This is a genomic window from Micromonospora sp. NPDC049240 (assembly GCF_040647835.1).
GTDB lineage: Bacteria > Actinomycetota > Actinomycetes > Mycobacteriales > Micromonosporaceae > Micromonospora.
Window position 1 is genome coordinate 156,490 of sequence record NZ_JBEZCX010000013.1, and the last position, 24,734, is coordinate 181,223.

23 protein-coding genes and 1 pseudogene are annotated in these 24,734 nt (G+C 74.0%); 11 read left to right on the forward strand and 13 right to left on the reverse strand.

Translation table 11 applies throughout. The features are described from left to right. Positions 1 to 180: 180 nt before the first annotated feature. Together AB0B02_RS21400 and AB0B02_RS21405 are read right to left on the reverse strand one after the other, a co-directional pair. Positions 181 to 783, reverse strand: a complete 603-nt coding sequence (locus tag AB0B02_RS21400; RefSeq protein ID WP_357302763.1) for a hypothetical protein — start codon at positions 781 to 783, stop codon at positions 181 to 183. A 102-nt stretch (positions 784 to 885) separates the two neighbouring features. Further along, a complete protein-coding gene (locus AB0B02_RS21405; RefSeq protein ID WP_107162024.1) occupies positions 886 to 1,407 on the reverse strand; it encodes a M48 family metallopeptidase in 522 nt (173 codons plus the stop codon). 475 nt (positions 1,408 to 1,882) lie between these two features. Here AB0B02_RS21405 and AB0B02_RS21410 point away from each other — a divergent pair, with 475 nt between their 5' ends. The 3 genes from AB0B02_RS21410 (at position 1,883) to AB0B02_RS21420 (ending at position 4,699) form a co-directional block, all read left to right on the forward strand. Next, entirely contained in the window at positions 1,883 to 2,050 is a 168-nt protein-coding gene (locus AB0B02_RS21410) for a DUF5679 domain-containing protein (RefSeq protein ID WP_007464795.1), read from the forward strand. A 179-nt stretch (positions 2,051 to 2,229) separates the two neighbouring features. Further along, complete coding sequence (locus AB0B02_RS21415) at positions 2,230 to 3,342, forward strand: TOMM precursor leader peptide-binding protein (protein ID WP_357302767.1); 1,113 nt, start codon at positions 2,230 to 2,232, stop codon at positions 3,340 to 3,342. A 10-nt stretch (positions 3,343 to 3,352) separates the two neighbouring features. Beyond that, entirely contained in the window at positions 3,353 to 4,699 is a 1,347-nt protein-coding gene (locus AB0B02_RS21420; RefSeq protein WP_281937815.1) for an AarF/ABC1/UbiB kinase family protein, read from the forward strand. Positions 4,700 to 5,006: 307 nt separating this feature from the next. Here AB0B02_RS21420 and AB0B02_RS21425 read toward each other — a convergent pair whose 3' ends face one another. The 3 genes and pseudogenes from AB0B02_RS21425 to AB0B02_RS21435 all read right to left on the reverse strand — a co-directional run bounded on the left by AB0B02_RS21425 (position 5,007) and on the right by AB0B02_RS21435 (position 8,043). Next, the gene (locus tag AB0B02_RS21425) at positions 5,007 to 5,372 is read right to left on the reverse strand and encodes a WhiB family transcriptional regulator (protein WP_107162030.1); all 366 of its coding nucleotides are present in this window, start codon (positions 5,370 to 5,372) and stop codon (positions 5,007 to 5,009) included. Between the two features lie 128 nt (positions 5,373 to 5,500). Continuing rightward, complete coding sequence (locus tag AB0B02_RS21430; protein ID WP_281937817.1) at positions 5,501 to 5,755, reverse strand: hypothetical protein; 255 nt, start codon at positions 5,753 to 5,755, stop codon at positions 5,501 to 5,503. Between the two features lie 124 nt (positions 5,756 to 5,879). Further along, positions 5,880 to 8,043, reverse strand: a pseudogene (locus tag AB0B02_RS21435) (ATP-dependent DNA helicase UvrD2). A 91-nt stretch (positions 8,044 to 8,134) separates the two neighbouring features. Here AB0B02_RS21435 and AB0B02_RS21440 point away from each other — a divergent pair. Then, on the forward strand, positions 8,135 to 8,377 hold the full coding sequence (locus tag AB0B02_RS21440) for a mycoredoxin (protein ID WP_281937819.1): 243 nt from the start codon (positions 8,135 to 8,137) through the stop codon (positions 8,375 to 8,377). A 61-nt stretch (positions 8,378 to 8,438) separates the two neighbouring features. Here the strand turns inward: AB0B02_RS21440 and AB0B02_RS21445 are convergent, their stop codons facing one another. Beyond that, positions 8,439 to 9,707, reverse strand: coding sequence for an MFS transporter (locus tag AB0B02_RS21445; protein WP_281937821.1), 1,269 nt, complete (start codon positions 9,705 to 9,707; stop codon positions 8,439 to 8,441). A 202-nt stretch (positions 9,708 to 9,909) separates the two neighbouring features. Here AB0B02_RS21445 and AB0B02_RS21450 point away from each other — a divergent pair, with 202 nt between their 5' ends. The 3 genes from AB0B02_RS21450 to AB0B02_RS21460 all read left to right on the forward strand — a co-directional run bounded on the left by AB0B02_RS21450 (position 9,910) and on the right by AB0B02_RS21460 (position 11,637). Beyond that, positions 9,910 to 10,881, forward strand: coding sequence for a helix-turn-helix transcriptional regulator (locus tag AB0B02_RS21450; RefSeq protein ID WP_281937824.1), 972 nt, complete (start codon positions 9,910 to 9,912; stop codon positions 10,879 to 10,881). Between the two features lie 62 nt (positions 10,882 to 10,943). Beyond that, the gene (locus tag AB0B02_RS21455; protein WP_107162043.1) at positions 10,944 to 11,171 is read left to right on the forward strand and encodes a DUF397 domain-containing protein; all 228 of its coding nucleotides are present in this window, start codon (positions 10,944 to 10,946) and stop codon (positions 11,169 to 11,171) included. A gap of 196 nt (positions 11,172 to 11,367) precedes the next feature. After that, on the forward strand, positions 11,368 to 11,637 hold the full coding sequence (locus tag AB0B02_RS21460) for a hypothetical protein (protein WP_281937826.1): 270 nt from the start codon (positions 11,368 to 11,370) through the stop codon (positions 11,635 to 11,637). 240 nt (positions 11,638 to 11,877) lie between these two features. On the opposite strand, the gene nudC is transcribed toward AB0B02_RS21460, so the two are convergent. Genes nudC through AB0B02_RS21475 form a run of 3 tightly spaced genes read right to left on the reverse strand, consistent with a single transcriptional unit; the run spans position 11,878 to position 15,463 of the window. Then, positions 11,878 to 12,825, reverse strand: coding sequence for an NAD(+) diphosphatase (nudC, locus tag AB0B02_RS21465; RefSeq protein WP_357302777.1), 948 nt, complete (start codon positions 12,823 to 12,825; stop codon positions 11,878 to 11,880). Then, positions 12,822 to 14,156, reverse strand: a complete 1,335-nt coding sequence (locus AB0B02_RS21470; RefSeq protein ID WP_281937830.1) for a pitrilysin family protein — start codon at positions 14,154 to 14,156, stop codon at positions 12,822 to 12,824. Before AB0B02_RS21470 ends, nudC begins: the two co-directional genes overlap by 4 nt. Further along, positions 14,153 to 15,463 carry a pitrilysin family protein gene (locus tag AB0B02_RS21475; protein WP_357302781.1) on the reverse strand — a complete coding sequence of 437 codons (1,311 nt, stop codon included), beginning with the start codon at positions 15,461 to 15,463 and terminating at the stop codon, positions 14,153 to 14,155. The genes AB0B02_RS21470 and AB0B02_RS21475 overlap by 4 nt, the downstream gene beginning before the upstream one ends. Positions 15,464 to 15,612: 149 nt before the next feature. Here AB0B02_RS21475 and AB0B02_RS21480 point away from each other — a divergent pair, with 149 nt between their 5' ends. Genes AB0B02_RS21480 through AB0B02_RS21495 form a run of 4 tightly spaced genes read left to right on the forward strand, consistent with a single transcriptional unit; the run spans position 15,613 to position 18,766 of the window. Continuing rightward, positions 15,613 to 16,674 (forward strand): ABC transporter substrate-binding protein, encoded by a 1,062-nt coding sequence (locus AB0B02_RS21480; RefSeq protein ID WP_107162054.1) that lies wholly within the window; start codon positions 15,613 to 15,615, stop codon positions 16,672 to 16,674. After that, the gene (locus tag AB0B02_RS21485; RefSeq protein ID WP_281937835.1) at positions 16,671 to 17,450 is read left to right on the forward strand and encodes an ABC transporter ATP-binding protein; all 780 of its coding nucleotides are present in this window, start codon (positions 16,671 to 16,673) and stop codon (positions 17,448 to 17,450) included. The genes AB0B02_RS21480 and AB0B02_RS21485 overlap by 4 nt, the downstream gene beginning before the upstream one ends. Continuing rightward, positions 17,440 to 18,324 (forward strand): ABC transporter permease, encoded by an 885-nt coding sequence (locus AB0B02_RS21490; RefSeq protein ID WP_281937836.1) that lies wholly within the window; start codon positions 17,440 to 17,442, stop codon positions 18,322 to 18,324. The genes AB0B02_RS21485 and AB0B02_RS21490 overlap by 11 nt, the downstream gene beginning before the upstream one ends. Positions 18,325 to 18,328: 4 nt before the next feature. Next, positions 18,329 to 18,766, forward strand: coding sequence for an Rrf2 family transcriptional regulator (locus AB0B02_RS21495; protein ID WP_281937838.1), 438 nt, complete (start codon positions 18,329 to 18,331; stop codon positions 18,764 to 18,766). 294 nt (positions 18,767 to 19,060) lie between these two features. Here AB0B02_RS21495 and AB0B02_RS21500 read toward each other — a convergent pair whose 3' ends face one another. The 4 genes from AB0B02_RS21500 to AB0B02_RS21515 form a co-directional block, all read right to left on the reverse strand. Then, complete coding sequence (locus AB0B02_RS21500; RefSeq protein ID WP_281937840.1) at positions 19,061 to 19,228, reverse strand: hypothetical protein; 168 nt, start codon at positions 19,226 to 19,228, stop codon at positions 19,061 to 19,063. Between the two features lie 164 nt (positions 19,229 to 19,392). After that, positions 19,393 to 20,658, reverse strand: a complete 1,266-nt coding sequence (locus tag AB0B02_RS21505) for a DEAD/DEAH box helicase (protein WP_357302788.1) — start codon at positions 20,656 to 20,658, stop codon at positions 19,393 to 19,395. A gap of 211 nt (positions 20,659 to 20,869) precedes the next feature. Then, on the reverse strand, positions 20,870 to 21,073 hold the full coding sequence (locus tag AB0B02_RS21510) for a cold-shock protein (protein WP_013288421.1): 204 nt from the start codon (positions 21,071 to 21,073) through the stop codon (positions 20,870 to 20,872). A 229-nt stretch (positions 21,074 to 21,302) separates the two neighbouring features. After that, positions 21,303 to 24,716, reverse strand: a complete 3,414-nt coding sequence (locus AB0B02_RS21515) for a UvrD-helicase domain-containing protein (RefSeq protein ID WP_281937844.1) — start codon at positions 24,714 to 24,716, stop codon at positions 21,303 to 21,305. Between the last annotated feature and the right edge of the window lie 18 nt (positions 24,717 to 24,734).

The following is a 24,734-nucleotide window of genomic DNA, read 5'->3' on the forward strand; positions in this document are numbered from 1 at the left end:
TGACCCGTCCACGCCCTCAAGGTGGTAGGCGCGGAGAAGGGATGTTCCGGCCGCTCAGGCACCGTGCGGACGACGCCCAGGGCCCCGGTCCGGCCACCGAGCGAGGCCGGCTGGCGAGGTCCAGAGCAGGGCGGGCCGGAGCAGGCGGACGAGCCGGAGCAGTCGGGCCCGAGCGGGCGGTCAGCTCGGGTGGCCGGAGAGCAACGCCCGGGTCGCGTCCCATCCCTCGAACGCCGGATTCAGGGCACCGAGGTCGGCCGGGCCGCGCAGGCGTCGCCAGCCGGCGGTCACCGCCACGTCGCCGGGCCGGGGCGCGGCGGCCCGCACCTCGCCCGGCACGGCCGTGTCGAGGTCCAGCGCCGGCACCCACTTCGGTACGGGCAGGCGCGCGGCCACCCCGAGCAGGCCCGGTCCGCCCCCCTCCGCCGGGGCGACGGCCACCGGCCGGCTGGACAGCGGCCGGAGCAGCTTGCCGAGGGTGAGACCGGGCACGTCGGGCGCGTCGGCGGCGATCACGGCAGCCTGGTCGTAGCCGGTGAGCGCCGCGAAGACGGCGTTCGGGGTGGGCTCGGGCACCTCGTGCACGGAGGTGCCGGGCCAGACCACCGCGTCGGCCAGCCATCGGTCCGCCGGGGTGACCGCCACCGCGGTCTCCACCTCGTTCAGCGTGGCCAACAGATCCACCACGTCCTCGGCGAGGGCGGTCCGCCACCGGGCCGGCTCGATTCCCGGCGGCGCCCAGGTCACCGGGCCGAGCAACGCCACCACCACACGTCGGACCATTCGCCGACCCTAGCCCCGCACCCACCATCCCGCCCCCACCACCTCCGCTGCGCGGCACATCCCCACCACGCCCCTCACCCCGGGTCAGGGTGGAGGGGCGGGTCAGGGGAGGCCGGCGGTGGCGGCGACGCCCTCCAGGTAGCCGCGGGCCCGTTCGGCGCGGGGATAGCGGGCGACCAGGGCCCAGAACTGGGCGTTGTGGCTGGGCACGATCAGGTGCGTCAGCTCGTGCAGCAGGACGTAGTCGATCACCCAGTCGGGCATGTCCTGGATCCGGTGGGAGATCCGGATGGTGCGGTCGGCCGGGGTGCAGGAACCCCAGCGGCCGTTCTGGTTGGTCACCCAGCGGACGCTCGCCGGCTCCGCGGCCGACCCGTGTTCCGGCAGGTAGAGGCCGATCAGGCGGGTGGCCCGGGCGAGCAGTTCGGCGTCCGAGCGGGCGAACCGGCCCTCCCGGGCGGCCAGCCGGGCCAGCATGCGGTCGACCCACTCGCTCTCCTCGGCCCGGGAGAACTGGTCGGGGATGAGCACGACGACGCGCTCCCCGTCCCGGTACGCGGACACCGTGCGTCGCCGGCGCTGGCTGCGCCGCACCTCGACGACGGGCTTCCGCGTCCCGGCCATTACCGGGCCGCGCAGCCTCGGTTGACTGTCACGAGGGAAAGGTAATGCGTACTGACCAGGGCTCCGCAAGAGTAAACAAGACGACACGCGCCCGGAAAATGGCGATTGGTTGTCAGGAGTCCTGAAAAATTTCTTTGCGACGGTAGGTAACCATCACCCGCCGGCCGTCGCTCACGTTAGGTGATCTACGACGGGCCGGTGGCGGCGGGGCCGCGCGAAGGGGATCTGAGCGCATTTACCCGGCGTGTCCCCCCGAAACTCACTTATCAGACGTTACTCGACGTGCACACTCTCGTCGTCGACTTGCTCACAGAGTCGGCGTACAGCTGACATGGAACCACCCAGACCTGGGTAGGGTCCGCCAACCAGTGATCAGGAGACTGATCACGGAGAACCCCCGGCGCCGGTCCACGTGTGGCCCGTCGCAGGGATAACCCGCCGGGACACCTCCGGCGGACGAGACGAGGAGGCTACCGTGGCCGACCAGGCCCAGACCTACAACGGTTACTGCGTCAAGTGCAAGGAGAAGCGGGACTTCGAGGGGCACGTGGAGGTCTCGAAGACCGGCATGAACATGGCCAAGGGCAAGTGCCCGGTGTGCGGCACAACAGTGAACCGCATCCTGGGCAAGGCGAAGGTCTGACCCGTCCGGGTCGTCCGGGGGAGGGGTGGCCACGGCCGCCCCTCCCCCGTCGCGTATCCGACATCACTACCGGCGAGTTGTGGAAAACCGGCGCACTCCTGTGGACAACGCTGGCTGCGGCACGGTGAGCCTGTGGACAACGATCGACTGAGCGCACGGACACGGTCACCATTCGTGGCGTGACGCATCCAACTCCACTCCCCCGCCCGACGCTGCTGCCCGGCCTGACCAGGCTGTGGCGCGACCGGCGCACGCTCCAGCTGGGCATGGAGCCCGGCCCGGCGGTGCTGGTCGAGGTGGCCACCCCCGGCACCACCCACCTGCTCGACCTGCTCGACGGCACCCGCAGCGAACGTGCCGTCCTGGCCGCCGCCACCGCCGCCCGGGTGCCGGCGGGCGAGGCGCGTGCCCTGCTCGACGCGCTCCGGGACGCCGGTCTGGTCGTACCCGCGCAGACGCTGCTCCCCCGCGACCTCACCGGGCCGGTCCGGGCCCGGTTGACCGCGGAGGCGGACGCCCTGGCCCTGGCCGCGCGCGACCTGCCCGGCACGCCGGCGCGGCTGCTGCGCCGCCGCCGGGCCGCCCGGGTGCTGGTGACCGGTGCGGGCCGGCTCGGCGCCGCGGTCTCCGTGGCGCTGGCCCAGGCCGGGGTGGGGCACGTCGTACCCGAGCTGTCCGGCCCGGTCCGCGCCGGCGACCTGGTCGGGACCGGCCTGACCGGCGCGGAGCTGGGTCGACCGCTGGCCGCGGCGGTGGGCGCGGCGCTGGGCCGCTGTGCGCCGGGCACGGCCACCGGGCCGCTGCGGTCCGGCCGCCCCGACCTGGTGGTGCAGCTCGGCGTCGGCCGGCCGGCCGAGGCGCTCGCCATCGGGTACGCGCACCGACGACAACCCCACCTCCTGCTCGACCTGCGCGGCGGGGTACCCGTGGTCGGGCCGCTGGTCCGCCCGCCCGCCGGTCCCTGCCTGCGCTGCCTCGACCTGCACCGTGCCGACCGCGATCCGGACTGGCCGGCGCTCGCCGCCCAGCTCGCGACCGACCGGGGCGAGCCGGGCTGCGCGGCCACCACCCGGCTCGCCGCGGTGGCGTTCGCGGCGGCCGAGGTGCTGGCCCAGCTCGACGGCGGCACCCCGGAGACGCTCGGCGCGGCGGTGGAGGTGCGGGGGGCCGGTCGTCTCCGGCACCGCCGGTGGCCCCCGCACCCCTCCTGCGGCTGCTGCGGGCGTCGCCCGATCCGGTCGGCCCTACCCGCTCCCGGGCGCACGGCAGCAGCGAGCCCCTCGCGTCGGTAACAATGGCCGGGTGACCGACATCCCGCGCCGCGCCGTGTCCCGCACCGCCAAACTCGCCGCCCTGCCGCTCGGATTCGCCGGTCGAACCGTCCTCGGCATGGGCAAGCGGGTGACCGGCCTCGCGTCCGACGTCATCTCCGCCGAGATCCAGCAGCGCACCGCCGAGCAGTTGTTCAGCGTCCTCGGGCAGCTCAAGGGCGGTGCGATGAAGTTCGGTCAGGCCCTGTCGGTCTTCGAGGCGGCGCTGCCCGAGGAGGTCGCCGCGCCCTACCGGCAGGCGCTCACCAAGCTCCAGGAGGCCGCCCCGCCGCTGCCCGCGGCGACCGTGCACAAGGTGCTGGCCGAGCAGCTCGGGCCGGACTGGCGGGACCGGTTCGTCTCCTTCGACGACACCCCGGCCGCCGCGGCCAGCATCGGCCAGGTCCACCGGGCGGTCTGGCGCGACCCGGGTTACGGGCCGGACGGCGGCCCGCTGCACCGGGACGTGGCCGTGAAGATCCAGTACCCGGGCGCCGGCGAGGCCCTGCTCGCCGACCTCAAGCAGCTCTCCCGGCTGGGCGGCATGTTCCGGGCCATCCAGCCGGGCCTGGACGTCAAGCCGCTCCTGGCCGAGCTGCGCGAGCGGATCACCGAGGAGCTGGACTACGAGCTGGAGGCCGAGTCGCAGCGGGCCTTCGCCGCCGCGTACGCGGACGACCCGGACATCTTCATCCCGGAGGTGCTCGACGCCGCGCCCCGGGTGCTGATCACCGAGTGGGTGGAGGGCATCCCGCTGTCCACGATCATCCGGGAGGGCACCGAGGAACAGCGGAACGAGGCCGGGCGCCTGATGGCCGAGCTGCACCTCTCCGCGCCGGAGCGGGTCGGGCTGCTGCACGCCGACCCGCACCCGGGCAACTTCCGGCTGCTGCCCGACGGCCGGCTCGGCGTGATCGACTTCGGCGCGGTGGCCCGGATGCCGGAGGGCACGCCCGAGCCGATCGGCCGGATCGCCGCGCTGGCGCTGCGCGGGGACGCCGCCGGGGTGGTGGACGGGCTGCGCGACGAGGGCTTCGTCAGCCGGACCGAGCCGATCGACGCCCAGGGGGTGCTCGACTTCCTCCGCCCGATGCTGGAGCCGATCGCCGCCGACGAGTTCCGCTTCACCCGGGCCTGGCTGCGGGGAGAGGCGGGCCGGCTGGCCAGCCCCCGCTCCCCCGCGTACCAGCTCAGCCGGCAGCTCAACCTGCCGCCGTCGTACCTGATGATCCATCGGGTGACACTGGGGTCGATCGGGGTGCTCTGCCAGTTGGAGGCGAAGGCGTCCTACCGGGCCATCCTGGAACGCTGGCTGCCCGGCTTCGCGGCGGTGGCCTGACGACACGGGCACGTCGAAGGGGCGGTGACCATCGGGTCACCGCCCCTTCCTCAGTTGTTCGATCTAGAGAACGCCCAGGTCGCGAGCCGACTGGCCGCGACTCCGCATGGCGACGGTACGGGCGGAACGGGTTGCCTCAGTGCTCGTGGTGGTGCGACCGGCCTGAGGCCGGCGCATTCGAGCCCTGGACAACGCTTCGTGGAGTAGTTGCATCTCGGTTCCGTTCGGCAGGTGCAGCACTGGTTTCTCTCTCTCGTTCGGCCGGTGGAGGGACACCGGCGTCGGTCGGCTTCGGAACGTAGGTGTGTCAGGCTGCCAGCCGGACGGCGCTACGCGACTCGGACAGCCCGCTGGCCGCCAGTCGCGCCTCCGCCTCGACCCGGAGCTGGGCGTCGCGGGCGAGGTCCTCCTTACGCGGACGGCCACGGGGCCGCTTGCGCGGGACGACCGCGCCACGCTCGAAGATCTCGCCGCCCCAGACGCCCCAGGGCTCGGCCCGCTCGACCGCCCCGGCCAGGCACTCGACGCGCAGCGGGCAGTCCCCGCAGAGCGACTTGGCCAGTTCGAGTTCGGCGGGCTGGTCGGAGAACCACAGGTCGGGGTCGAACTTCCGGCAGGGCAGGTTCGCCTCCACCTCGACGCTCACGTCGAGTGGGGCCAACGCCAGACTCATCCTCCGGTCACCTCTCTCTCACTTCGATCTCGTGGATCGCATTCGGTACTTCGGCGGGGCAAAAAACTGAGGCCGCGGATCCCGGTAGCGGGTTCCGCGGCCTCGAGGTGAGCCGGTGGTCTGATGGATCAGACCGGTCTACCTCGAGGTGGAACGCCGCGGACATCGGTGCGCTTCTTGCCGCCATCGACGCCCATGCCCGTGAAGCCACTGGTCCCCTCGACTCCGCGCAGCGGTGCGACGGTCAGGTTCAGCTCGGCCTGAACCTGGGCCTGGTGCACCTGCGGAGCCGACGGTCGAGCGGCAAGGGCCACCCGGACAGCCGACAGCGGAGCGCAGGCAGCTGGCATCGCCGCCGGACGCTCGTAGGTGTAAATCTCCATTGGTGCCACCTCCCTGACTTTCCTCGTGCCGACCATGGACTCATCCCCCGTGAGCAGCCAGAACGGCGCCGCTCGCGTGGTGTGTCCTGAGGCTATTCCTCGCCCTCGGGGGAGGGCAAACGATTTACGGACTGATTTCCAAAGTTTTCTGCGGGCAGAACGTCGTCCACCGTGGCGCCGGCCACCAGGGCCAGCACCGGGTCGCCGTACAGCCCCACCTTCCGGGGCCCGATGCCGGCGATCGCGACCAGCTCCTCGGTGCGTCCCGGCTTCCGCTCCGCCAGCGCGGTGAGCGTGGCGTCGGTGAAGACCACGTAGGCCGGCACCCGCTGCACGCCGGCCACCCGCTGCCGCCAGTCGCGCAGCCGCTCGTACAGCTCCTCGTCCAGGTCCGACGGGCAGGTCGGGCAGCGGCCCAGCTTGCGGTCCGCGCCGGCGAGCAGCGTGGCGCCGCAGATCCGGCAGGAGACCACCTGCGGTCGTCGCCGCTCGGCCCGCCGCGCCGGGCTGCCGGCGCCGGCCCGCTCACCGCCGCCCGAGCGGTCGAGCTGCGGCAGGAAGCGGGACGGCCGCCGGGCCCGGCCGCCGGGCGAGCGCGCCGCCGCGTACGACAGCCAGAGCCACTCCCGGGCCCGGGTGATGCCCACGTAGAGCAGCCGCCGCTCCTCCTCGACCTGCTCGGGCGTCTTCGCGTACGTGGTGGGCAGCGTGCCCTCGGCCAGCCCGACCAGGAACACGGCGTCCCACTCCAGGCCCTTCGCCGAGTGCAGCGAGGCCAGCGTCACGCCGTCCACGGTGGGCACGTGCTGCTGGGCGGCCCGCCGGGCCAGTTCCTCGGTGAAGTCGGCCAGCGTCACCTGACGTTCGACCGTGGCGGCCTCCCCGATCGGCAGCACCTCGGGCGTGGCCGCGTACTCCTCGGCGAGCTGGAGCAGCGCGGCGAGCGCCTCCCAGCGCTCGCGGGCGGCGCCGCCGGCCGGCGGCGCGTCGGGTGCCCAGCCGACCGCGGCGAGCCCTTCCACCACGGCGGCCGGCAGCGGCGTCTCCCCGGGGATGGACCGGGTGGCGGCGCGCAGCGCGATCATCGCCTGGCGCACCTCGGGCCGCTCGAAGAACCGCTCCGCGCCCTGGAGCACGTACGGCACCTCGGCCTCGGAGAGCGCCTTCTCGTACGCCTCGGACTGCGCGTTGGTGCGGAACAGCACCGCGATCTCGCGGGCCGGGGTGCCGCCGGCCACCAGCGCCCGGCAGCGGGCCGCGACGGCGGTGGCCTCGGCCGGCTCGTCGGTGAAGATCCGCAGTTCCGGCTCGGGGCCGGGCCGGCGCTGGCCGTGCAGCTCCAGCCGCAGCCGCGCCTCGGCGCCCCGGGCCTGCGAGATCACCGCGTTGGCCAGGCCCACCACCTGCGGGGTGGAGCGGTAGTCGCGGACCAGTCGCACCACCGTCGCGCCACGGTGGTGGCGGGGGAAGTCGACCAGGTACGACGAGGTCGCGCCGGTGAACGAGTAGATCGTCTGGCTGGCGTCGCCGACCACGGTGAGGTCGTCGCGCCCGCCGAGCCAGACGTCCAGCAGCCGCTGCTGGAGCGGGTTGACGTCCTGGTACTCGTCGACCACGAAGTGGCGGTACTGGCTGCGCACCTGCTCGGCCACGTCCGGGTGCTCCTCGATCCCCCAGACCGCGGCGCGCAGCATGTCCTCGAAGTCGATCACCCCGTTGCCCCGCTTGAGCCGCTCGTACGCGACGAACACCTCCGCCACCCGCGCCGGCTCGTACGGCGTCTCGCGCCGCGCCTTGGCCGCCGCGACGACGTATTCGTCCGGCTCGACCAGGGAGGACTTGGCCCACTCGATCTCGGCGGCGAGGTCCCGCGCGGCGGCCCGGTCGGTGCGCAGGCCCAGCTTGGCGGCGGCCAGCGTGACCACCCGCACCTTGCTGTCCAGCAGCTCCGGCATGGCCCGCCCGGCCAGCAGCCGGGGCGCGAAGTAGCGGACCTGGCGCAGCGCCGCCGCGTGGAACGTGCGCGCCTGGACACCGCCCACCCCGATCACCGTGAGACGGTTGCGCATCTCGGCCGCCGCGCGGGCGGTGAACGTGACCGCCAGCACGTGCCGGGCGGAGATGTCGCCGGACAGCGCCCGGTAGGCGATCCGCGACGTCACCGCCCGGGTCTTGCCGGTGCCGGCGCCGGCCAGGATGCAGACCGGGCCGGCCGGGGCGGTCACCGCCGACCGTTGCTCCGGATCGAGCCCGGCCAGCACCCGTTCCGCCGCTGAGTGAACCCCCACGACAGGGAATCATCCCAGCCCCGTCCGACGTTGCAGCGATTAGCCTGGCCTGATCGGACCGGGCGCGGGCCCACTCTTGGAGGACCAGACCATGTTGACGATGTATTCCACCACGTGGTGCGGCTACTGCCACCGGCTGAAGTCGCAGCTCGACCGGGAGGGCATCGCGTACGAGGTGGTCGACATCGAGCAGAACCCGACGGCGGCGGAGTTCGTGATGGGCGTCAACGGCGGCAACCAGACCGTGCCGACGCTGCGCTTCGCCGACGGCAGCGCCCTGACCAACCCCTCGATCAACCAGGTCAAGCAGCATCTCGCCGCCCTGCCCGGCTGACCTGCCCGCACCCGCCCCGGTCGGCCGTGCCCGGATTCCGGGTGCGGCCGACCGGCGCCGGTCACGGCGTCCGGCGCCGGCGGCTGGCGGCGAGCAGCTCGTCGTCGAGCGGCCGACGGGGCGTCGGGAGACGGGCCGGGTCGGCCGTCCCCGGCAGGGTGAGGCGACGACCCCGCCAGAGGTAGAGTCCGCCGCCCGTGGTGACGGTCCCGACCAGCACGAACAACAGCCGGTAGTCGAAGACGCCGACGAGCAGCGCGCCGGTGCCGATGGAGACCGCCTGCGGCCCGCTGACCAGCGCCCGGGACGCGGCGGTGACCCGGCCCAGCAGCCCCGGCGGGGTCCGTCGTTGGACCAGCGTGTACAACCCCACCATGGTCAGCGGCAGCGAGACGCCGGCCAGCAGCAACGCCACCACCCCGAGCCAGAGCCGGGGGTACGCCAGCGCCAGCGCGGCCGGGCCGAAGAACGTCACGCCGGTGGCCAGCGCGCCCAGCTCACCGAGCCGGCGGACCACGGCGGCGGAGAGCAGCCCGCCGACCAGACCGCCCACCCCCTGCACCATGAACAGCACACCGACGAACGCCGCGTCGCGGTGTAGGCCCAGGTCGACGTACGCGAAGATCAGCGACTCGGTGAAGCCCATCACCAGCGAGGCGACGCCGTAGCCGACCAGGGCCCGGCGCAGCGCCGCCTCCCGGGCCAGGTGACGCAGCCCGGCGCCCAGTCCGGCCGGCCAGCGGCTCCCGGGCCCGGTCGGTGTGCTCTCCTCCGCCCGGAGCAGCCCGACCACGGCGGCGGCCACCAGGAAACCGGCCATGGCCAGGAGCACCAGCAGCCAGCCACCGACGGCGGCGTAGATGCCGGCCCCGGCGAGCGGCCCGACCAGCCGCAGCCCCTGCCGGACGGTCTGCAGGGCCCCGTTCGCGTCGGCCAGCAGGTCGGCCGGCACCAGGTGCCGGATCAGCCCGTTGAGCACGGCGGTCAGCGTGATCGAGGAGAGGCCGTAGAGTGCCGCGACCAGGTAGATCACCCAGACGTCCCCGCGGTCGCGCACGGTGAGCAGCGGGCCGAGGAGCACGGCGGCGAGCAGGTTGGCGGCGATGAAGAAGGGCCGGCGGCGGTAGCTGTCGACCACCCAGCCGACCAGCGGGGCGAGCGCCATCGGCGCGATCACGGCGAAGATGGTGGCTCCGGCCATGCTGTCCGAGCCGGTCAGGTCCTTCACCCAGACGGCGAGCGCGAGCAGCAGGATCGACTCCGCCGCCAGGCTCGCCACCATCGCGGCGAAGAGCAGGCGGAAGTCGGGGCGGCGCAGGACGGTGCGCATCGGTTTCCCTCCGGCAGGTGCGCCCGTGGGCGCGTCGGGGCGGGCGCCGGCGAAGGCGCTCTCCACAGTCCTCTTTTTGTCTCTCGTGACACGCCCTCGCCGGACCTGCCGACACCGGTCGCGCCGTCCATACTGACCGTGGGGGGCGAATTCCATACAGTTACCGTCGCGTCTCGCGACGGTCGACGGGAAAGAGGACGCCGTGCCTCCTGCCGCACCAGGCCCGTTTCTACGCCGTCGCCGCCTCGGCATCGAGCTGCGCCGGCTCCGCGAACAGGCCGGTCTCACCGGTGACCAGGTCATCGAGGGGATCGGCTGGGCCTCCGCCTCCAAACTGTCCCGCCTGGAGAACGGCCGCAGCCGGCCCGACCCGGACGACGTGGACGCGCTGCTCACGCTCTACGGCGTCGCCGCCGGGCTGCGCGCGGAGCTGACCGGGATCGCCCACGAGGCCGGCGACATGCGCGGCTGGCTGCGCAACTTCCCGGTGATGACCCAGCAGCAGCGCGCCTTCGCCGAGCTGGAGGCGGGCTGCGCGGAGATCTCCGAGTACAACCCGGTGCTGGTGCCGGGGCTGTTGCAGACCCCCGGCTACGCCCGGCACCGGATCCTGTCCGCGGCCCGGGTGGCCGAGGAGGCGGGCGACCCGGAGTCGGAGAATCCGGAGGCCGAGGTGGGCGCCCGGCAGGCCCGCCAGTCGTTGCTGGTCCACGTGCCCCGGTACACCGCCGTGCTGGAGGAGGCCGCGCTGGACCGGCGCGCCGGGCCGCCGGACGTGCTGCGGGACCAGCTCGTCCACCTGTGCGAGCTGGCCGACATGCCGAACGTGGAGCTGCGCCTGCTGCTCCGGGACACCCGGGTCGGCGACTGGTACGTCCCGCCGACCGCGTTCTCGCTCTACCGGTTCGCCGACCCGCTCGATCCGGAGACGCTGGCCATCGAAAGTGGCTTCACCGACGTCATGTCGACCGAGGTGAACACCCTAAATCGCTATAAAGTGGTGTTCGAGTGGCTATGCAAGTCGGCGCTCTCCGCATCGGACACCCGCTCCTGGCTGACCGAGGCGACCGGACGGCCGACCGGCACGGCAGTCGAGTCCACCGCGGCGTACGGGCCGGCAACGGCGCCGACCCAGCGCCGTCGTGACTCGGGGCGCCTCACGTCGGAACGGTGATCCCCGCGCCGACGTCGGCGTCGCTCGTCCCCATCGGAGCACCTCACCAGGAGCAGGACACCATGAACCAGATCCACACCAGCACGACCTCCCTCGCCGGCGCCGCCTGGCGCAAGAGCACCCGCAGCCAGACCTCGAACTGCGTGGAGGTCGCGCCGCTCGGCACCGGGCCGGCGACCATGGCGTTGCGGGACAGCAAGGACCCGAGCGGGCCGGTGCTGCTGTTCAACCGGGCCGGCTGGCTCGGCTTCATCGCCGGCGCGAAGAACGGCCAGTTCGACCTGAACTGATCCGGCGAGGGCCCGGGGGCCGTCGGCGTCACGCCGGCGGCCCCTCGCACGTCCACCCCGGACAACCGTCCTGACCTGCCATCATCCGAACGGTCGAGCCCTCTCGTTTCACTTGCTGGGACGACCTGCCGGCGTACGATGTCGCTTGAGTGACGTGGAAGTTCCACCGCGTATCCGTCCACTTCCGGGGGACACCATGCGGTTCCTGATCGTCCGCACCGAGATCCGCAACGCCGGCGACGCCGACATCGCCGCCGCCTGGGCCGGCGGGGGACGGCTGCGGGACGAGACCCGTGCGCCGGAACCACGTCGTCAGGTCGTGCACGCCGAGAACCGGGACGCCGCCCTCCTGCTCGCCCGCGCCCTGTCCGCCGTCGGGGCGGTCCGCGCCGGCCGGCACCGGGTCAAGGTGCTGCCCATCGAGGAGCCCACCCCCGGCCGCCCCTACCGATGGGACGGCGGATGACCGTCCGCTGACGTCCGTCGTGGCCGGACCGGCTCCCCCGCCGTGCTCCACGCCTCACCCGGCCACGACGGCCCGTGTTCCCGGCCCCGGACCGCCGCGGCAACGACGGTCCCGGGCCGGGACCGCGTAAGGAGGGGCCCCCGCTTAACGCCTACGGCATAGGCGGGGCCCCTTCTCAACGCACCGGCTCGGGGTTGGCGGCTCGCCGCGGCGGGGCAGCGTCCGGGCCGGCCGCCCCGGTCAGCAGTGGCCGTCGAGCCAGCGGTGCACCAGGAACAGCGCGATCGACGACGGCGGGGGCAGCAGCAGGCGGTCCCCGCCGTCCACCCGGACCGACTCGCCGGCCAGCGCGGCGCCGATCTCCCGGCGGTTGAACCACCGCGCGTCCGCGATCTCGGTCGGGTCGACCCGGATCGGCTCGTCGGCGTCGGCCCGGGCCAGGAAGCCGAGCATCAGCGAGCCGGGGAACGGCCAGGCCTGGCTGGACACGTACGCGATCTCCCCGACCCCGACGCCGGCCTCCTCGCGGACCTCGCGCAGCACGGCGGCCTCGGCCGACTCGCCGGGCTCGACGTAACCGGCCAGGCAGGAGTAGCGGCGCCGACCCGGGGTGCTCGGCCAGGCGGCGTTGTTGCCCAGCAGACAGCGGCCCTCCGGGCCGTCCACCCCGTCGTGCACCAGCACGATCATGGCCGGGTCGGTACGCGGCCAGGTCCGGTGGCCACCCGGGTCGACCCGGGACCAGCCGGCCTCGTCGACCTGCGTCGGCTGCCCGGTGGACGCCGAGTAGCCGTGCCGCAGGTGCCAGTTGAGCAGCGCCAACGCGGTGGTGAAGAGGCCCGCGTCCCGGTCGGTCATCAGGTGGCCGACCTCACGCAGGTGCGCCCGGCGGGTGCCGGGCAGCGCGGGCAGCGGGCTGTCCACCGCGAACACCGGCACCCCGTCCGGCTCCACGCCGAGGAACATCGGCACCGAGCGGGGCACCTCGGGCAGCTCACCGGCGCCGACCAGAACCAGCTCCGGCGGGGCCGCCTCGCCCCGGACCAGGGCGCGGCCCTCGTCGGTCGAGTCCAGCACCAGCACCCGGGCCTGCTCCCACGCCTCGGCCAGCCAGGCCGGGTCGGTACGCCGGTGCGCGGCCCGGTCCACCGTGGACCGGGCCAGCGGCGGCGCCGACTCGCCGCTCACGTGGATGCGCCCTCCGTGCGCACGGGGACGAGCGCGGCGAGCGAGTCGGCCACCCGGGCCGCGTCGCCGAGCACCACGGTGACCGCCTTCGCCGGGGCGAGGTACCGGGCCGCCACCTCGGCGATGTCGTCCACGGTCGCGGCGGCCAGCCGGGCGGCGTGCTCGGCGAGGTAGTCCAGCCGCAGCCCGTTGCCGGCGTACGCGCTGGTCAGCGACGCCAGGCCGGCCTGGGTGGACATGCCGAGCTGGAGCGTGCCGAGCGCGTACTGGCGGGCCTGCTCCAGCTCGTCCGGCTTCGGCGGCACGGTGGCCAGCCGGCCCAGCTCGTAGCTGGTCTCCAGCAACGCGGGCGCGGTCACCTCGGTGGCCACCTCGGCGCCGGCGACCAGCACCGACCCGGCCACCGAGTGCTCGACCACGGAGTGCGGCCCGTACGTGTAGCCCTTGTCCTCCCGGATGTTCTCCACCCAGCGGGACGAGAAGTAGCCGCCGAAGAGCAGGTTGGCCAGTTGCAACGCGGCGTGGTCGGGGTGGGTGCGGGGCACCGCCGGCAGCGCGAGGCGCAGCGAGGACTGCACCGAGCCGGGCCGGTCGACGAGCAGCAGCGGGCCGGGCTCCAGCGGCGGCGCGGGCGGCAGCTCGGCGACGTGACCGTCGCCCCGCCAGCCGGCGAGCGCGGCCTCGGCCGCGTCCAGCGCCCGCGCCGGCTGCACGTCGCCGACCAGCACCAGCACCGCCCCGGCCGGGTGCACCCGCTCGGCGTGCAGCCGACGCAGCGCGGCCGGGCGGACCGCCCGGACCTGATCGGGCTCGGGCGTCTGCGTCGCGTACGGGTGGCGGCCGTAGACGCGGGTGAGCAGCGCGGTCCGGGCCAGGTGGGACGGCTGGCTCTGGGCGACCTGGATCCGGTCGACGAGACGGTCCCGCTCGGTGGCCACCCAGTCGGCCGGGTAGCTGGCGCCGGTGAGCACCTCGGCGAGCAGCTCCAGCATCCGGTCCAGCCCGGTCACCAGGCCGGCGCCGGAGAGCATCAGCCGGTCCGGGTCGACGCCGGCGGAGAGGCCGCCGCCGACCTTCTGGAGCTCGGCGGCGATCTCGGTGGCGCTGTGCGCCTCGGTGCCGGCCAGCATGGTCTGCGCCAGCATCGCGCCACGGGCCAGGTGGGCCCGCCCGAACGGCATCCAGAGCCGCAGCTCGACCAGGGGTACGGCGGGCCGGCGTACCGCGATCACGGTGAGGCCGTTGCCGAGCGTGCGTTCCGCCTGCTTCGGCACGGTGAGCCGCCGGTTCGGGCCGAGCGCCGGCAGCGGGCGGACGGTGGTGGTGGTCATTGGGCACCTCCGGCCACGACCTCGACGGATGCGCGGCGCTCGGGCCGCAGCGTGGCGGCGGCGGCGCGGAGCTGCTCCTCGGTGACCGCGCCGACCAGTCGGGGCAGTTCGTTGAGCAGCCCCGGTTCGCCGCGTTGCTGCTCCAGCACCGCCATCCGCAGGGCGCGGCCGAGCACCGCGTCGGTGTCGCGCAGCAGGTGGGTGGCCATTCGGGCCTGGGTACGCGCCAGCTCCCCGTCGGTCAGCCCGTCGGTGGCCAGCCGGTCCAGCTCCTCGTCGATGGTGCGCAGCACCTTGTCCACGTCGCCGCCGGGCGGCAGGTGGGCCTCGAGCAGCAGCGCGGTGGGGTCGCGCACGTCGAACGGGTCGCCCATGAAGCTGAGGTAGCCGCCCAGGCCGGTGACCGAGCGGTCGCGCTGCACCAGCCGCTCGACCAGCCGGGACGCGTCGCCGTCGGTGAGCACCTCGGCGAGCACCACGAAGGGCAGGTAGCCGGCGAAGTCGGTGATCGGGTCGGGCACCCGCCAGGCGCTCGCCACCGCCGGGAGCGGGGCCAGCGCGTCGGTGTAGGTGCTGCGCCGCTCGGTGGTCAGGTCCGGCTCGGCGAAGTCGGGCCGCTCCGGCGCCGGGCGGGCGGGCACGTCGCCGAAGTGCCGTTCGATAAGCGCGGTCGCCTCGGCCACGTCGATGTCGCCGCTGACCGCCAGCACCGCGTTGCCGCTGGCGTAGTAGTGCCGGAAGAAGTCGGCGGCGTCGGCCACCGTCGCGGACTCCAGGTCGTCGAAGGAGCCGTAGCCGTCGTGCGCGTTCGGGAACGTGTCGAACATCACCGGGGGTAGCGTCAGCCAGGGAAACCCGCCGTACGGCCGGTTGAGCACGTTGACCCGGATCTCCTCCTTGACCACGTCCACCTGGTTGCGCAGGTTCTCCTCGGTCAGCCGGGGGCCGCGCATCCGGTCCGCCTCCAGGAACAGCGCCCGCTCCAGCGCGTTGCTCGGCAGCGTCTCGAAGTAGTCGGTGTAGTCGAAGTGGGTGGAGCCGTTGAACGTGCCGCCGGCGCCCTGCACGTGCCGGAAGTGGGCCAGTTTCTCCAGGTTCTCCGAGCCCTGGAACATGAGGTGCTCGAAGAGGTGGGCGAAGCCGGTGCGGCCCTCCGGCTCGGATCGGATGCCGACGTCGTAGACCACCGCCACCCCGATCACCGGGGCGCTGCGGTCGGGAGTGAGCACCACTCGCAGGCCGTTGTCGAGGGCGAACCGCTCGACCGGGTATCTCGTCGCTGGGATCTTCACTCTCCTGGTCGGCACGAGATCGACACTAGCGCCTCCGTACCGGCCACACCGGCGGTGTGCCGTGGCCGAACGGTGGACAGATGCGGGACGGGTCTTGACGCCGCCCGGCACCCTGCCCCAGTCTTCCTACCAACTAAATAGGAATACTGCGGATTGGACTTTCGATGAGACGGCTCCCCCTGCGCCGCCTGGTCACGCTGGCCACCCTGGCCGTGGTCGGCGCGGCCACGCTCGGCACCACCGCCGCCTGCGGCGACGACAGCGACGCCGCCGGTGACTCCGGCCCGGTGACGCTGCGCCTGGGCTACTTCCCCAACCTCACCCACGCGCCCGCCGTGGTGGGCGTGGAGAAGGGGATCTTCAAGGAGAAGCTCGGCGGCGACGTGACGCTGGAGACGAAGACCTTCAACGCCGGCCCGGCGGCCATCGAGGCGGTCTTCTCCGGCGCGCTGGACGCTACGTACATCGGTCCGAACCCGACCGTGAACGCCTTCTCCAAGTCGAAGGGCGAGGCGGTCCGGGTGGTCTCCGGCGCCGCGTCCGGCGGCGTCGCGCTCGTGGTCAAGCCCGGCATCACCTCGGCGGAGCAGCTCCGTGGCAAGAAGATCGCCACGCCGCAGCTCGGCAACACCCAGGACGTCGCGCTGCGCTACTGGCTCAAGGAGAAGGGCCTGGCGACCACCAAGGAGGGCGGCGGCGACGTCAAGGTCGTCCCCCAGGAGAACGCGCAGACCGTCGAGACGTTCGGCAGCGGCGCCATCGACGGCGCCTGGGTGCCGGAGCCGTTCGTGTCCCGGCTGGTCAACGCCGGCGGCAAGGTGCTCGTCGACGAGCGCGACCTCTGGCCGGACAAGAAGTTCGTCATCACCAACCTGCTGGTCAGCACCAAGTTCCTCAAGGCGCACCCGGACGTGGTGAAGAAGCTGGTCGAGGGTCAGGTCGCGGCGAACGAGTTCGTCAACACCAAGCCGGACGAGGCGCAGCAGGCCGTCTCCGAGCACATCGGCAAGATCACCGGTAAGCCGCTGGACATCAAGCTGATCAAGCAGGCCTGGTCGACGTTGGAGTTCACCAACGACCCGATCGCGTCCTCGCTGAAGGCGGGCCTGGACCACGCCGTCGCGGTCGGGCTGACCCAGCCGGTCGACCTGAACGGCCTCTACGACCTGAAGTACCTCAACGAGGTGCTGAAGGCCGAGGGCAAGCCCGAGGTCACCCAGCCGTGACGTCGACCACGACGACCCCGCGCAGCGCGACCGGCTCGGTCGCGCTGCGCGGCGTGACCAAGGTGTACGGCCAGGGCGAGCAGGCCGTCCTGGCGCTGGACGGGGTGTCGCTGGACGTCGCCCCGGGCGAGTTCGTCTGCCTGGTCGGCGCGTCCGGCTGCGGCAAGAGCACGCTGCTGAACCTGGTCGCCGGCCTGGACCGGGTCAGCGGCGGCACGATCGAGCTGGGCGAGGGCGTCAACCCGGGCCTGATGTTCCAGGAGCCGGCGCTGTTCCCGTGGTCGACCGTCGAGGGCAACGTCGAGGTGCCGCTGAAGCTGCGCGGGCTCCCCCGCGACCAACGTCGGGAGCGGGTGGCCGAGCTGCTGCGTACGGTCCACCTGTCCGACTTCGGCCGTAAGCGCCCGCACCAGCTCTCCGGCGGCATGCGGCAGCGGGTCGCGTTGGCCCGCACGCTCGCGCTGGACACCCCGGTGCTGCTGATGGACGAGCCGTTCGGCGCGCTCGACGCGATGACGCGGGACATCCTGCACGACGAGTTGGAGCGGATCTGGGGCGAGCGCAAGCTCACCGTCCTGTTCGTCACGCACAACGTGCGCGAGGCGGCCCGGCTCGCCGACCGGATCGTGCTGCTCTCCAGCCGGCCCGGCCGGATCATCTACTCCACCCGGGTCGACGTGCCGCGACCCCGGCGGATCGACTCGCCGGAGGTCTCGGCCATCGCCGCCGAGGTCACCGACCGGCTGCGCAAGGAGGTGGGCCGGCATGGCCAGTGACACCCTCACCGGGTCGGCGCGTACCGACGCGGAGATCTCCGGTCTCGACGCGCTGGAGATCGCCGGCCAGGAGAAGGGCCCGTCCCGGCTGCGCCGGCTCTGGTCCGCCACCTGGCCCAAGTTCGCCGCGCTCGCGATGGCCATCGCCCTCTGGCAGGCCGTGGTCTGGAGCGGGTGGAAGGAGCCCTGGGCGCTGCCCGGCCCGATGGTGGTCTTCGGCGATCTCGGCCACTACCTGGTCAGCTCCGCGCTCTGGGAGGGCCTGGCCACCACCGCCCGCCGGGCGGCGGTCGGGTTCGCCGCCGCGGTCGCGGTGGGTCTGCTGCTCGGCCTGGGCGTGGCCCGGGTCAAGGTGCTCCGCGCCGCGCTCGGCTCGATGATCACCGCGTTGCAGACCATGCCGTCGATCGCCTGGTTCCCGCTGGCCATCCTGCTGTTCCAGCTCAGCGAGCAGGCCATCTTCTTCGTGGTGGTGCTCGGCGCCGCGCCGTCGGTCGCCAACGGCGTCATCCACGGCGTGGACTACGTGCCGCCGCTGCTGGTCCGCGCCGGCCGCAACCTCGGCGCCCGCGGGCTCAACCTCTACCGGTACGTGATCGCGCCGGCCGCGCTGCCCGCCATCGTGGCCGGGCTCAAGCAGGGCTGGGCGTTCGCCTGGCGCAGTCTGATGGCCGGTGAGCTGCTGGTGGTCATCGCCACCCGCACCTCGATCGGCGCTCAGCTCACCTACGCCCGCGAGCTGAGCGAGGCGCCCCGGCTGATGGCCATCATGATCGTGATCCTGGTGGTCGGCCTGCTGGTGGACACCGCGTTCGGCGCGGCCGACAAGGCGATCCGCCGCCGCTGGGGCGTGCTGGACCAGGCCGGCAACTGACCTCGTGTACATCTCCGCGCGCGCCGACTACGCGCTCCGGGCCATGCTCGCCGTCGCCGACGCCGGATCCACCGGCGACGGGGATCCCGGCGGCGAGCTGGTCAAGGCCGCGAGCCTGGCCGAACGCCAGGACATCCCGCTCAGCTTCCTCCAGGGCATCCTGCTCGACCTGCGGCGGGCCGGACTGCTGCACAGCCACCGCGGCACCGAGGGCGGGTACGCGCTGAGCAGGCCCCCGGCCGAGATCAGCGTCGGTGACGTGCTGCGTGCGGTCGGCGGCGCGCTCACCAGCGTCCGGGGCATGCCCGCGGACCGGGCCGGCTACCACGGGGTGGCCACCGGGCTGCGGGACGTCTGGCTGGCGGTGGACGGCGCGATCGCGCTGGTGGTGGACCGCACCACGCTGGCCGACCTGCTGGCGGACCGCGCCCCGGCGCCCTGAGTCCGCCGGCCGGTGGCCCGGGCCCCGGCGCACGAAGGCCGGGGCGGACGCCCGAGGCCGGGCGGGGCCCGGTGCCGGGGCCCCGCCCGGCTGCTCGCGCCCCGGGCGATGACGGCGGCTGGTGCTGAGGGGCCGACAGAACCGATCGGTGAGGGCCCGGCCAAGAAGGCATCCCCCTGGAGCAATATGACCGAGCGGCATATTTATGCCGCTGAGGTATATCCGTTTCTGCCGCACATCCACCACCGGACGTCACCCTGCGTGACCCCCGTCAGGCCCGGCTGACCGTACGGATCAGCCGGGGTTGAAGGTGCGGGCCGCGCCCCGGTCCGGCGGACCGCCCGCCGCCGGATGCCAGGGGCCGAACGCGGCCACCACGGCGAGCGCCAGACCGGCGCCCGCCACCGCGAGCACCAGCAGCACCTCCCGGGCCCCGTCACCCGGGCCGGCGTCACCCGCCATGGTCGCCCCTCCCGTGTCCGGCCGGCCCCCCGACCGGCCCACGGACCAAGCATCGTCGCCCCGACGACAGCGGACAGTCGGCCACCCGACTGAACATTCACTGATCCCCGACTCAGCGAGGCACCGCATGACGGCCGGTCAGCGGCCCCGCACGGAGCGTCCGGTCAGCGGCGGCGCGGGCGACGGCGGGGCCGGGTCCCCGGGGCGGGGTGCGCGGCGACCGGCGGCGGGACGGCGATGGTCACCGGCGTACCGGAGGGCTCGCGCGCCCCGGTCAGCCGGCCCAGCTCCGCGTCGCCGGCGCGTACCCGGGTGGTCTGCGCCTTGATCCCGGCGGTGCTCATCAGCCGGGCGACGTCCCGACGCTGCTCCGGCAGGACGAGCGTGACCACGGTGCCGGACTCCCCGGCCCGGGCGGTCCGGCCACCCCGGTGCAGGTAGTCCTTCGCCTCCGTGGGCGGATCGGCGTTGACCACCAGGTCCAGCCCGTCGACGTGGATGCCGCGGGCCGCCACGTCGGTGGCCACCAGCGCGGTGACCTGGCCGGTGCGGAACTGCTCCAGGATCCGGGTGCGCTGCGGCTGCGACTTTCCGCCGTGCAGCGCGGCGGCGCGAACACCCTTGGCGAGCAGTTGGCGGGCCACCCGGTCGGCGCGGTGCTTGGTGGCGATGAAGACGATGGTGCGGCCCTCCCGCGCGGCAATGTGGGCCAGCGCGGCCGGCTTGTCCTCCGCCTCCAGGTGCAACACGTGGTGCGTCATCGCGGTGACCGTGGCGGTGCCCGGGTCCACGGAGTGCGTGACCGGCTCGGAGAGGAACCGGCGGACCAGCCGGTCCACGCCGCGGTCCAGGGTGGCCGAGAAGAGCATCCGCTGCCCGCCCGGAGCGACCTGCTCCAGCAGCTTCGTCACCTGCGGCAGGAAGCCCATGTCGGCCATCTGGTCCGCCTCGTCGAGCACGGTGATCTCGACCTGGTCCAGCCGGGCGGACCCGCGGTCGATCAGGTCGTGCAGCCGGCCCGGCGTGGCCACCAGCACCTCGGCCCCGGCCCGCAGCGCGTCCGCCTGGCGGGTGAGGGAGAGCCCACCGACCACGGTGGCGCAGCGCAGCCCGAGCACGCCGGCGTACGGGGTGAGCGCGGCGGTCACCTGCGCGGCCAGTTCCCGGGTGGGCACCAGCACCAGGGCGAGCGGGCGGCCGGGACGCGCCCGGCGGCCGGCCGTCCGGTGCAGCAGCGGCAACCCGAACGCGAGCGTCTTGCCGGAGCCGGTCCGCCCGCGGCCGAGCACGTCCCGGCCGGCGAGCGAGTCGGGCAGGGTCGCCGACTGGATCGGGAACGGCGCGGTGATGCCCTGCGCGGTCAGTTCGGCGACGAGCGCCGGCGCCAGACCGGTCGCGGCGAAAGTGGGCATGGTCGTGGTCGTGGTCATGCGGAAAGCCTTCCTCGAGGCGGCACGTGTCGAGGAAGGGCGCCGGGCGACGGCGCGTCACCGGCGTGGCCGGTGATCACAAGCACGAACCGAAAGGGACGGGCCGGCCCGCCTCGGCGCGCCAGCTCCCGCGTACGGGAGGGCGGCGCGGCGGGCCGGCCCGTGCACCACGCCCGGCGGGGCGCGGTGGTGGTGCCGGTTGATCCGAAGATCAGAGCGGGCGGATGTTCTCCGCCTGCGGGCCCTTCTGGCCCTGGGTCACCTCGAACTCGACCCGCTGGTTCTCGTCCAGGCTCCGGTAGCCGGAGGTCTGGATCGCCGAGAAGTGGGCGAAGACGTCGGCGCCGCCGTCGTCCGGGGTGATGAAGCCGAAGCCCTTGTCAGCGTTGAACCACTTGACGGTGCCAATTGCCATGTGTTTCGTCTCCTTGACGGAACGGTCGGCCCGCACGTGTTGCGGGCCGGAGAGGAGCCCACCACGCATGGGCTGCGTGGCGTGCCTGTCGCTGCTGGTCGCCCCGCCCGGAGAACTCCGGACACAACAAAGAGCGCCTGGGGCCACAATCCGCCAGGCGCACACAGAGTCTCTGGAAACCAAAACTGCAACGAGACCAACGTACCACGGATCTCGTCCGGCGGGGAGATCACGTCGAAATTTCCGGCACGGCGGCCACCAACGCGGTCAGCCCTTCGACGTCGAGCAGGTCCGCCGGGCGGACGGTCACCGCGTCCCGCACGTAGTGGAACGCCGCGCCGACCCGTTCCACCGGCACGCCGGCCAACTCCGCCCAGGCCAGCCGGTAGACCGCGAGCTGCACCGCCGCCGCCTCGGCCTCCGGGCCGGTGGGCTGGCGGCCGGTCTTCCAGTCCACCACGTCGTAACGCCCGCCGGGGCGGGCGAACACGGCGTCCATCCGACCCCGGACCACCACGCCGGCGATCACTGTGGCGAACGGCACCTCGACCTCCACCGGCACCCGGTCGGCCCACTCGCTGGCCAGGAACCGCTCCTGCAACTCGGCCAGCGCCCCGTCCGGGGCGGCGCCGTCGTCGGCGGCACCGGGCAGCTCGTCGACGTCCAGCAGCCGGTCGGCGCCGAAGCGCTGCTCCAGCCAGGCGTGGAAGGCGGTGCCCCGCCGCGCGTACGGGCTGGGTGCGCTCGGCATCGGACGACGCAGCGCACGGGCCAGTGCCTCCGGGTCCCGGCGCAACGCCACGAGCTGGGTCACCGAGAGCTGGCCGGGCAGCTCGACCTCGACCGCCTCGGCCCGGCGGGCCAGCTCCGCCCGCTCGGCGAGCAGCAGGTCGGCCTCCCGCCGCCAGCGCTCCACCTCCGCGTCGGCGTCGTCCGGCGGGGTCGCCCCGACCGCGGTCGACCCGACGGTGGCCAGCAGCGCGGCCTCGCGACGGGCCGCCTCCGGGTCGGCCAGGTGGCGACGGACCAGCGCCGCCGCCTCGTTCAGCGCCGGCCGACGCCCGCCCAGTGGGTCGGCCGGCCACTCCGCCCGCAGCACCGTCTCGGTGGTCGGGTTCACCGCGTCCCCGGCCGGCTCCGGCGCCCACGCGTCGACCACGTGCCCGTCCGTCCCGGCCAGGCCGACGTCGTACACCTCGCGCAGGAACAGCGACGGGCCGCGGAACCGCTTCGTCCCCTCCCCCCACCAGTAGCCGGAGCAGAGCAGCAACCGGCGCGGCCGGGTCACCGCCACGTACGCCAGCCGGCGCTCCTCCCGCTCGTCGTGCGCCCGCCAGTCGTCGGTGAACCCGGCCAACGCACGGGCCACCTCACGCTGGTCCGCCGCCTCCGGCAGGGCCAGCTCGGGCAGCCCGTCCGCGTCGCCGCGCAGCGGGAACGGCAGCACGCCGAGCCCGCCCAGCCAGTGGTCGGAGTTGCGCACCGGCCCCGGCCACCCACCCCGGGTCAGCCCGGCCACCGCCACCACGTCCCACTCCAGGCCCTTCGCGGCGTGCGCGGTGAGCACCTGCACGGCGCCGGCCACCACCTCGACCTCGCCCGGGGCCAGCCCACGCTCCTCGTCCTCGGCGGCGGCCAGGTAGGCGAGGAAACCGGCCAGCGTGGCGCCGGGCGTCTCGCCGCTGAACCGCGCCGCGACGTCGCCGAGCGCGTCCAGGTGGGCGCGGGCCAGCCCGGCGTCGCCGGCGCCGTCCCGGCCGGCCCGGACCGCCACCTCCACGTCCAGCCCGATGGTCCGTTCGATGTCCGCGATCAGCTCCGGCAGCGACTGGTCCAGCCGGTACCGCAGCAGCGCCAGCTCCATCCCGTACGACCGCAGCCGCGCGAACCCCTCCGCCGAGTACGCCTGCGCCGGCCCGAGGTCGGCCAGCGCCTCCACCAGCGTCGCCTCGTCCAGCACGTCCACGGTGATCTCCGGCCCGTCGTCGCCGGTCAGCTCGCGCCGGCTGCGGGCGATGGCCCGGGCGCGCCGGTGCAGGGCGACCAGATCGCGCGGGCCGATCCGCCAGCGCGCGCCGGTGAGCAGCCGCAGCAGCGCCGCCCCGTCGGTCGGGTCGGCCAGCACGCGCAGCGTGCAGACCACGTCCCGGACCTCCGGGGTGTCCAGCAGGCCGCCCAGCCCGACCACGTCGACCGGCAGGCCCCGGGCCCGCAGCGCGGCCTCGATCGCCGGGATCTGGCTGCGCAGCCGCACCAGCACCGCCGTCGTCGGCCGACGGTCCGCCGGAATGTGCTCGGGCAACGCGCCCGGCATCCCGGCCGCGCCCCGCCACGCCGCCAGCACGCTGTCCGCGATCCAGTCGGCCTCGTCGGCGTACGTCGGCAGCAGCGCGCAGTGCACCGTGCCGGCGGCCCGACCGCCCGGCGTCCTGTGCGGGATCGGATCGCGGACGCTGAGCGCGGCGTGCAGCTCGGGCACCCGGGCGCCGGCCGCCCGCAGCGGCACCGAGAGCGCGTTCGCGACGCCGAGGATCTCCGGTCGGTTACGCCAGCTCGTGGTGAGACCGAGCACCTCGGCGGGGGTGCCGTCGGCGCGGGCGAACTCACCGGGGAACCGGTCCAGCGTGCCGGCGCTCGCCCCGCGCCAGCCGTAGATCGACTGGCACGGGTCCCCGACCGCGGTGACCGGGTGGCCGCCGCCGAACAGCGCGTTGAGCAGCACCACCTGCGCGTGGCTGGTGTCCTGGTACTCGTCGAGCAGCACCACCCGGAACCGGTCCCGCTCGATCACGCCGACACCCGGGTGGTCCCGGGCCACCCGCGCCGCGCGGGCGAGCTGGTCGGCGAAGTCCATCGCCTCGAAGTCGTCCTTGCGCCGGGCGTACGCCCGGACCAGCGGCAGCAGCTTCAGCCGGGTCCGCTGGAGCTGGAGCGCCTTGCGCACGTCGGCGTAGACCCGGCCGGGGCGGGACTGCACCTCGGCGAAGAACCGGCCGGTCCAGCCGGCCAGCTCGTCCGGGTCGACCAGGTGCTCGTCCAACTCGCCGGCGAGCGCCAGCACCGCGTCGGTGATGGTGGACGGCATCCGGTCCACCTCGGACATGTCGCCGTCGTAGTTGCGCACCAGCAGGTCGACGAGCTGCCAACGGGACGCCTCGGTGAGCAGCCGGGTGGTCGGCTCGTACCCGGCGCGCAACCCGTGCTCGGTGACGATCCGCCCGGCGTACGAGTGGTACGTGGAGACGGTCGGCTCGCCCGCCAACGGGTCCTCACGCGGGTCCCGCCGGGGCCGCCCCAGCCGACGGACGAGCTGGTCGAGGCGGGTCCGCACCCGGTGCGCCAGCTCGCCGGCCGCCTTGCGGGTGAAGGTGAGCCCGAGGATGTGCTCGGGCCGCACGTACGCGTTGGCAACCAGCCAGACCACCCGGGCGGCCATCGTCTCGGTCTTGCCCGAGCCGGCGCCGGCGACCACCAGCAGCGGCTCCACCGGCGCCGCGATGATCGCGGCCTGCTCCCGGGTGGGCGCCGGCAGCCGGAGCAGCCGGGCCAGCTCGACGGGCGTGTAGCGGGGCCCGGCGTCGGCCGCCCGGGGCGTGGGCGGCGGCGTGCCGGTGGCGCCGAACAGCGCCGGCTGGATCGTCATCGTCCGGTCCTCGTCCGG

Bases quoted from the DNA above. Each gene is read 5' to 3' on its own strand.
- AB0B02_RS21455 (WP_107162043.1), top strand. From the start codon at position 10,944: ATGAACCAGATCCACACCAGCACGACCTCCCTCGCCGGCGCCGCCTGG.
- AB0B02_RS21440 (WP_281937819.1), top strand. From the start codon at position 8,135: ATGTTGACGATGTATTCCACCACGTGGTGCGGCTACTGCCACCGGCTG.
- AB0B02_RS21480 (WP_107162054.1), top strand. From the start codon at position 15,613: ATGAGACGGCTCCCCCTGCGCCGCCTGGTCACGCTGGCCACCCTGGCC.
- AB0B02_RS21505 (WP_357302788.1), bottom strand. From the start codon at position 20,658: ATGACCACGACCACGACCATGCCCACTTTCGCCGCGACCGGTCTGGCG.
- AB0B02_RS21470 (WP_281937830.1), bottom strand. From the start codon at position 14,156: ATGACCACCACCACCGTCCGCCCGCTGCCGGCGCTCGGCCCGAACCGG.
- AB0B02_RS21490 (WP_281937836.1), top strand. From the start codon at position 17,440: ATGGCCAGTGACACCCTCACCGGGTCGGCGCGTACCGACGCGGAGATC.
- AB0B02_RS21445 (WP_281937821.1), bottom strand. From the start codon at position 9,707: ATGCGCACCGTCCTGCGCCGCCCCGACTTCCGCCTGCTCTTCGCCGCG.
- AB0B02_RS21460 (WP_281937826.1), top strand. From the start codon at position 11,368: ATGCGGTTCCTGATCGTCCGCACCGAGATCCGCAACGCCGGCGACGCC.
- AB0B02_RS21430 (WP_281937817.1), bottom strand. From the start codon at position 5,755: ATGGAGATTTACACCTACGAGCGTCCGGCGGCGATGCCAGCTGCCTGC.
- AB0B02_RS21515 (WP_281937844.1), bottom strand. From the start codon at position 24,716: ATGACGATCCAGCCGGCGCTGTTCGGCGCCACCGGCACGCCGCCGCCC.
- AB0B02_RS21405 (WP_107162024.1), bottom strand. From the start codon at position 1,407: ATGGCCGGGACGCGGAAGCCCGTCGTCGAGGTGCGGCGCAGCCAGCGC.
- AB0B02_RS21510 (WP_013288421.1), bottom strand. From the start codon at position 21,073: ATGGCAATTGGCACCGTCAAGTGGTTCAACGCTGACAAGGGCTTCGGC.
- AB0B02_RS21400 (WP_357302763.1), bottom strand. From the start codon at position 783: ATGGTCCGACGTGTGGTGGTGGCGTTGCTCGGCCCGGTGACCTGGGCG.
- AB0B02_RS21425 (WP_107162030.1), bottom strand. From the start codon at position 5,372: ATGAGTCTGGCGTTGGCCCCACTCGACGTGAGCGTCGAGGTGGAGGCG.
- AB0B02_RS21500 (WP_281937840.1), bottom strand. From the start codon at position 19,228: ATGGCGGGTGACGCCGGCCCGGGTGACGGGGCCCGGGAGGTGCTGCTG.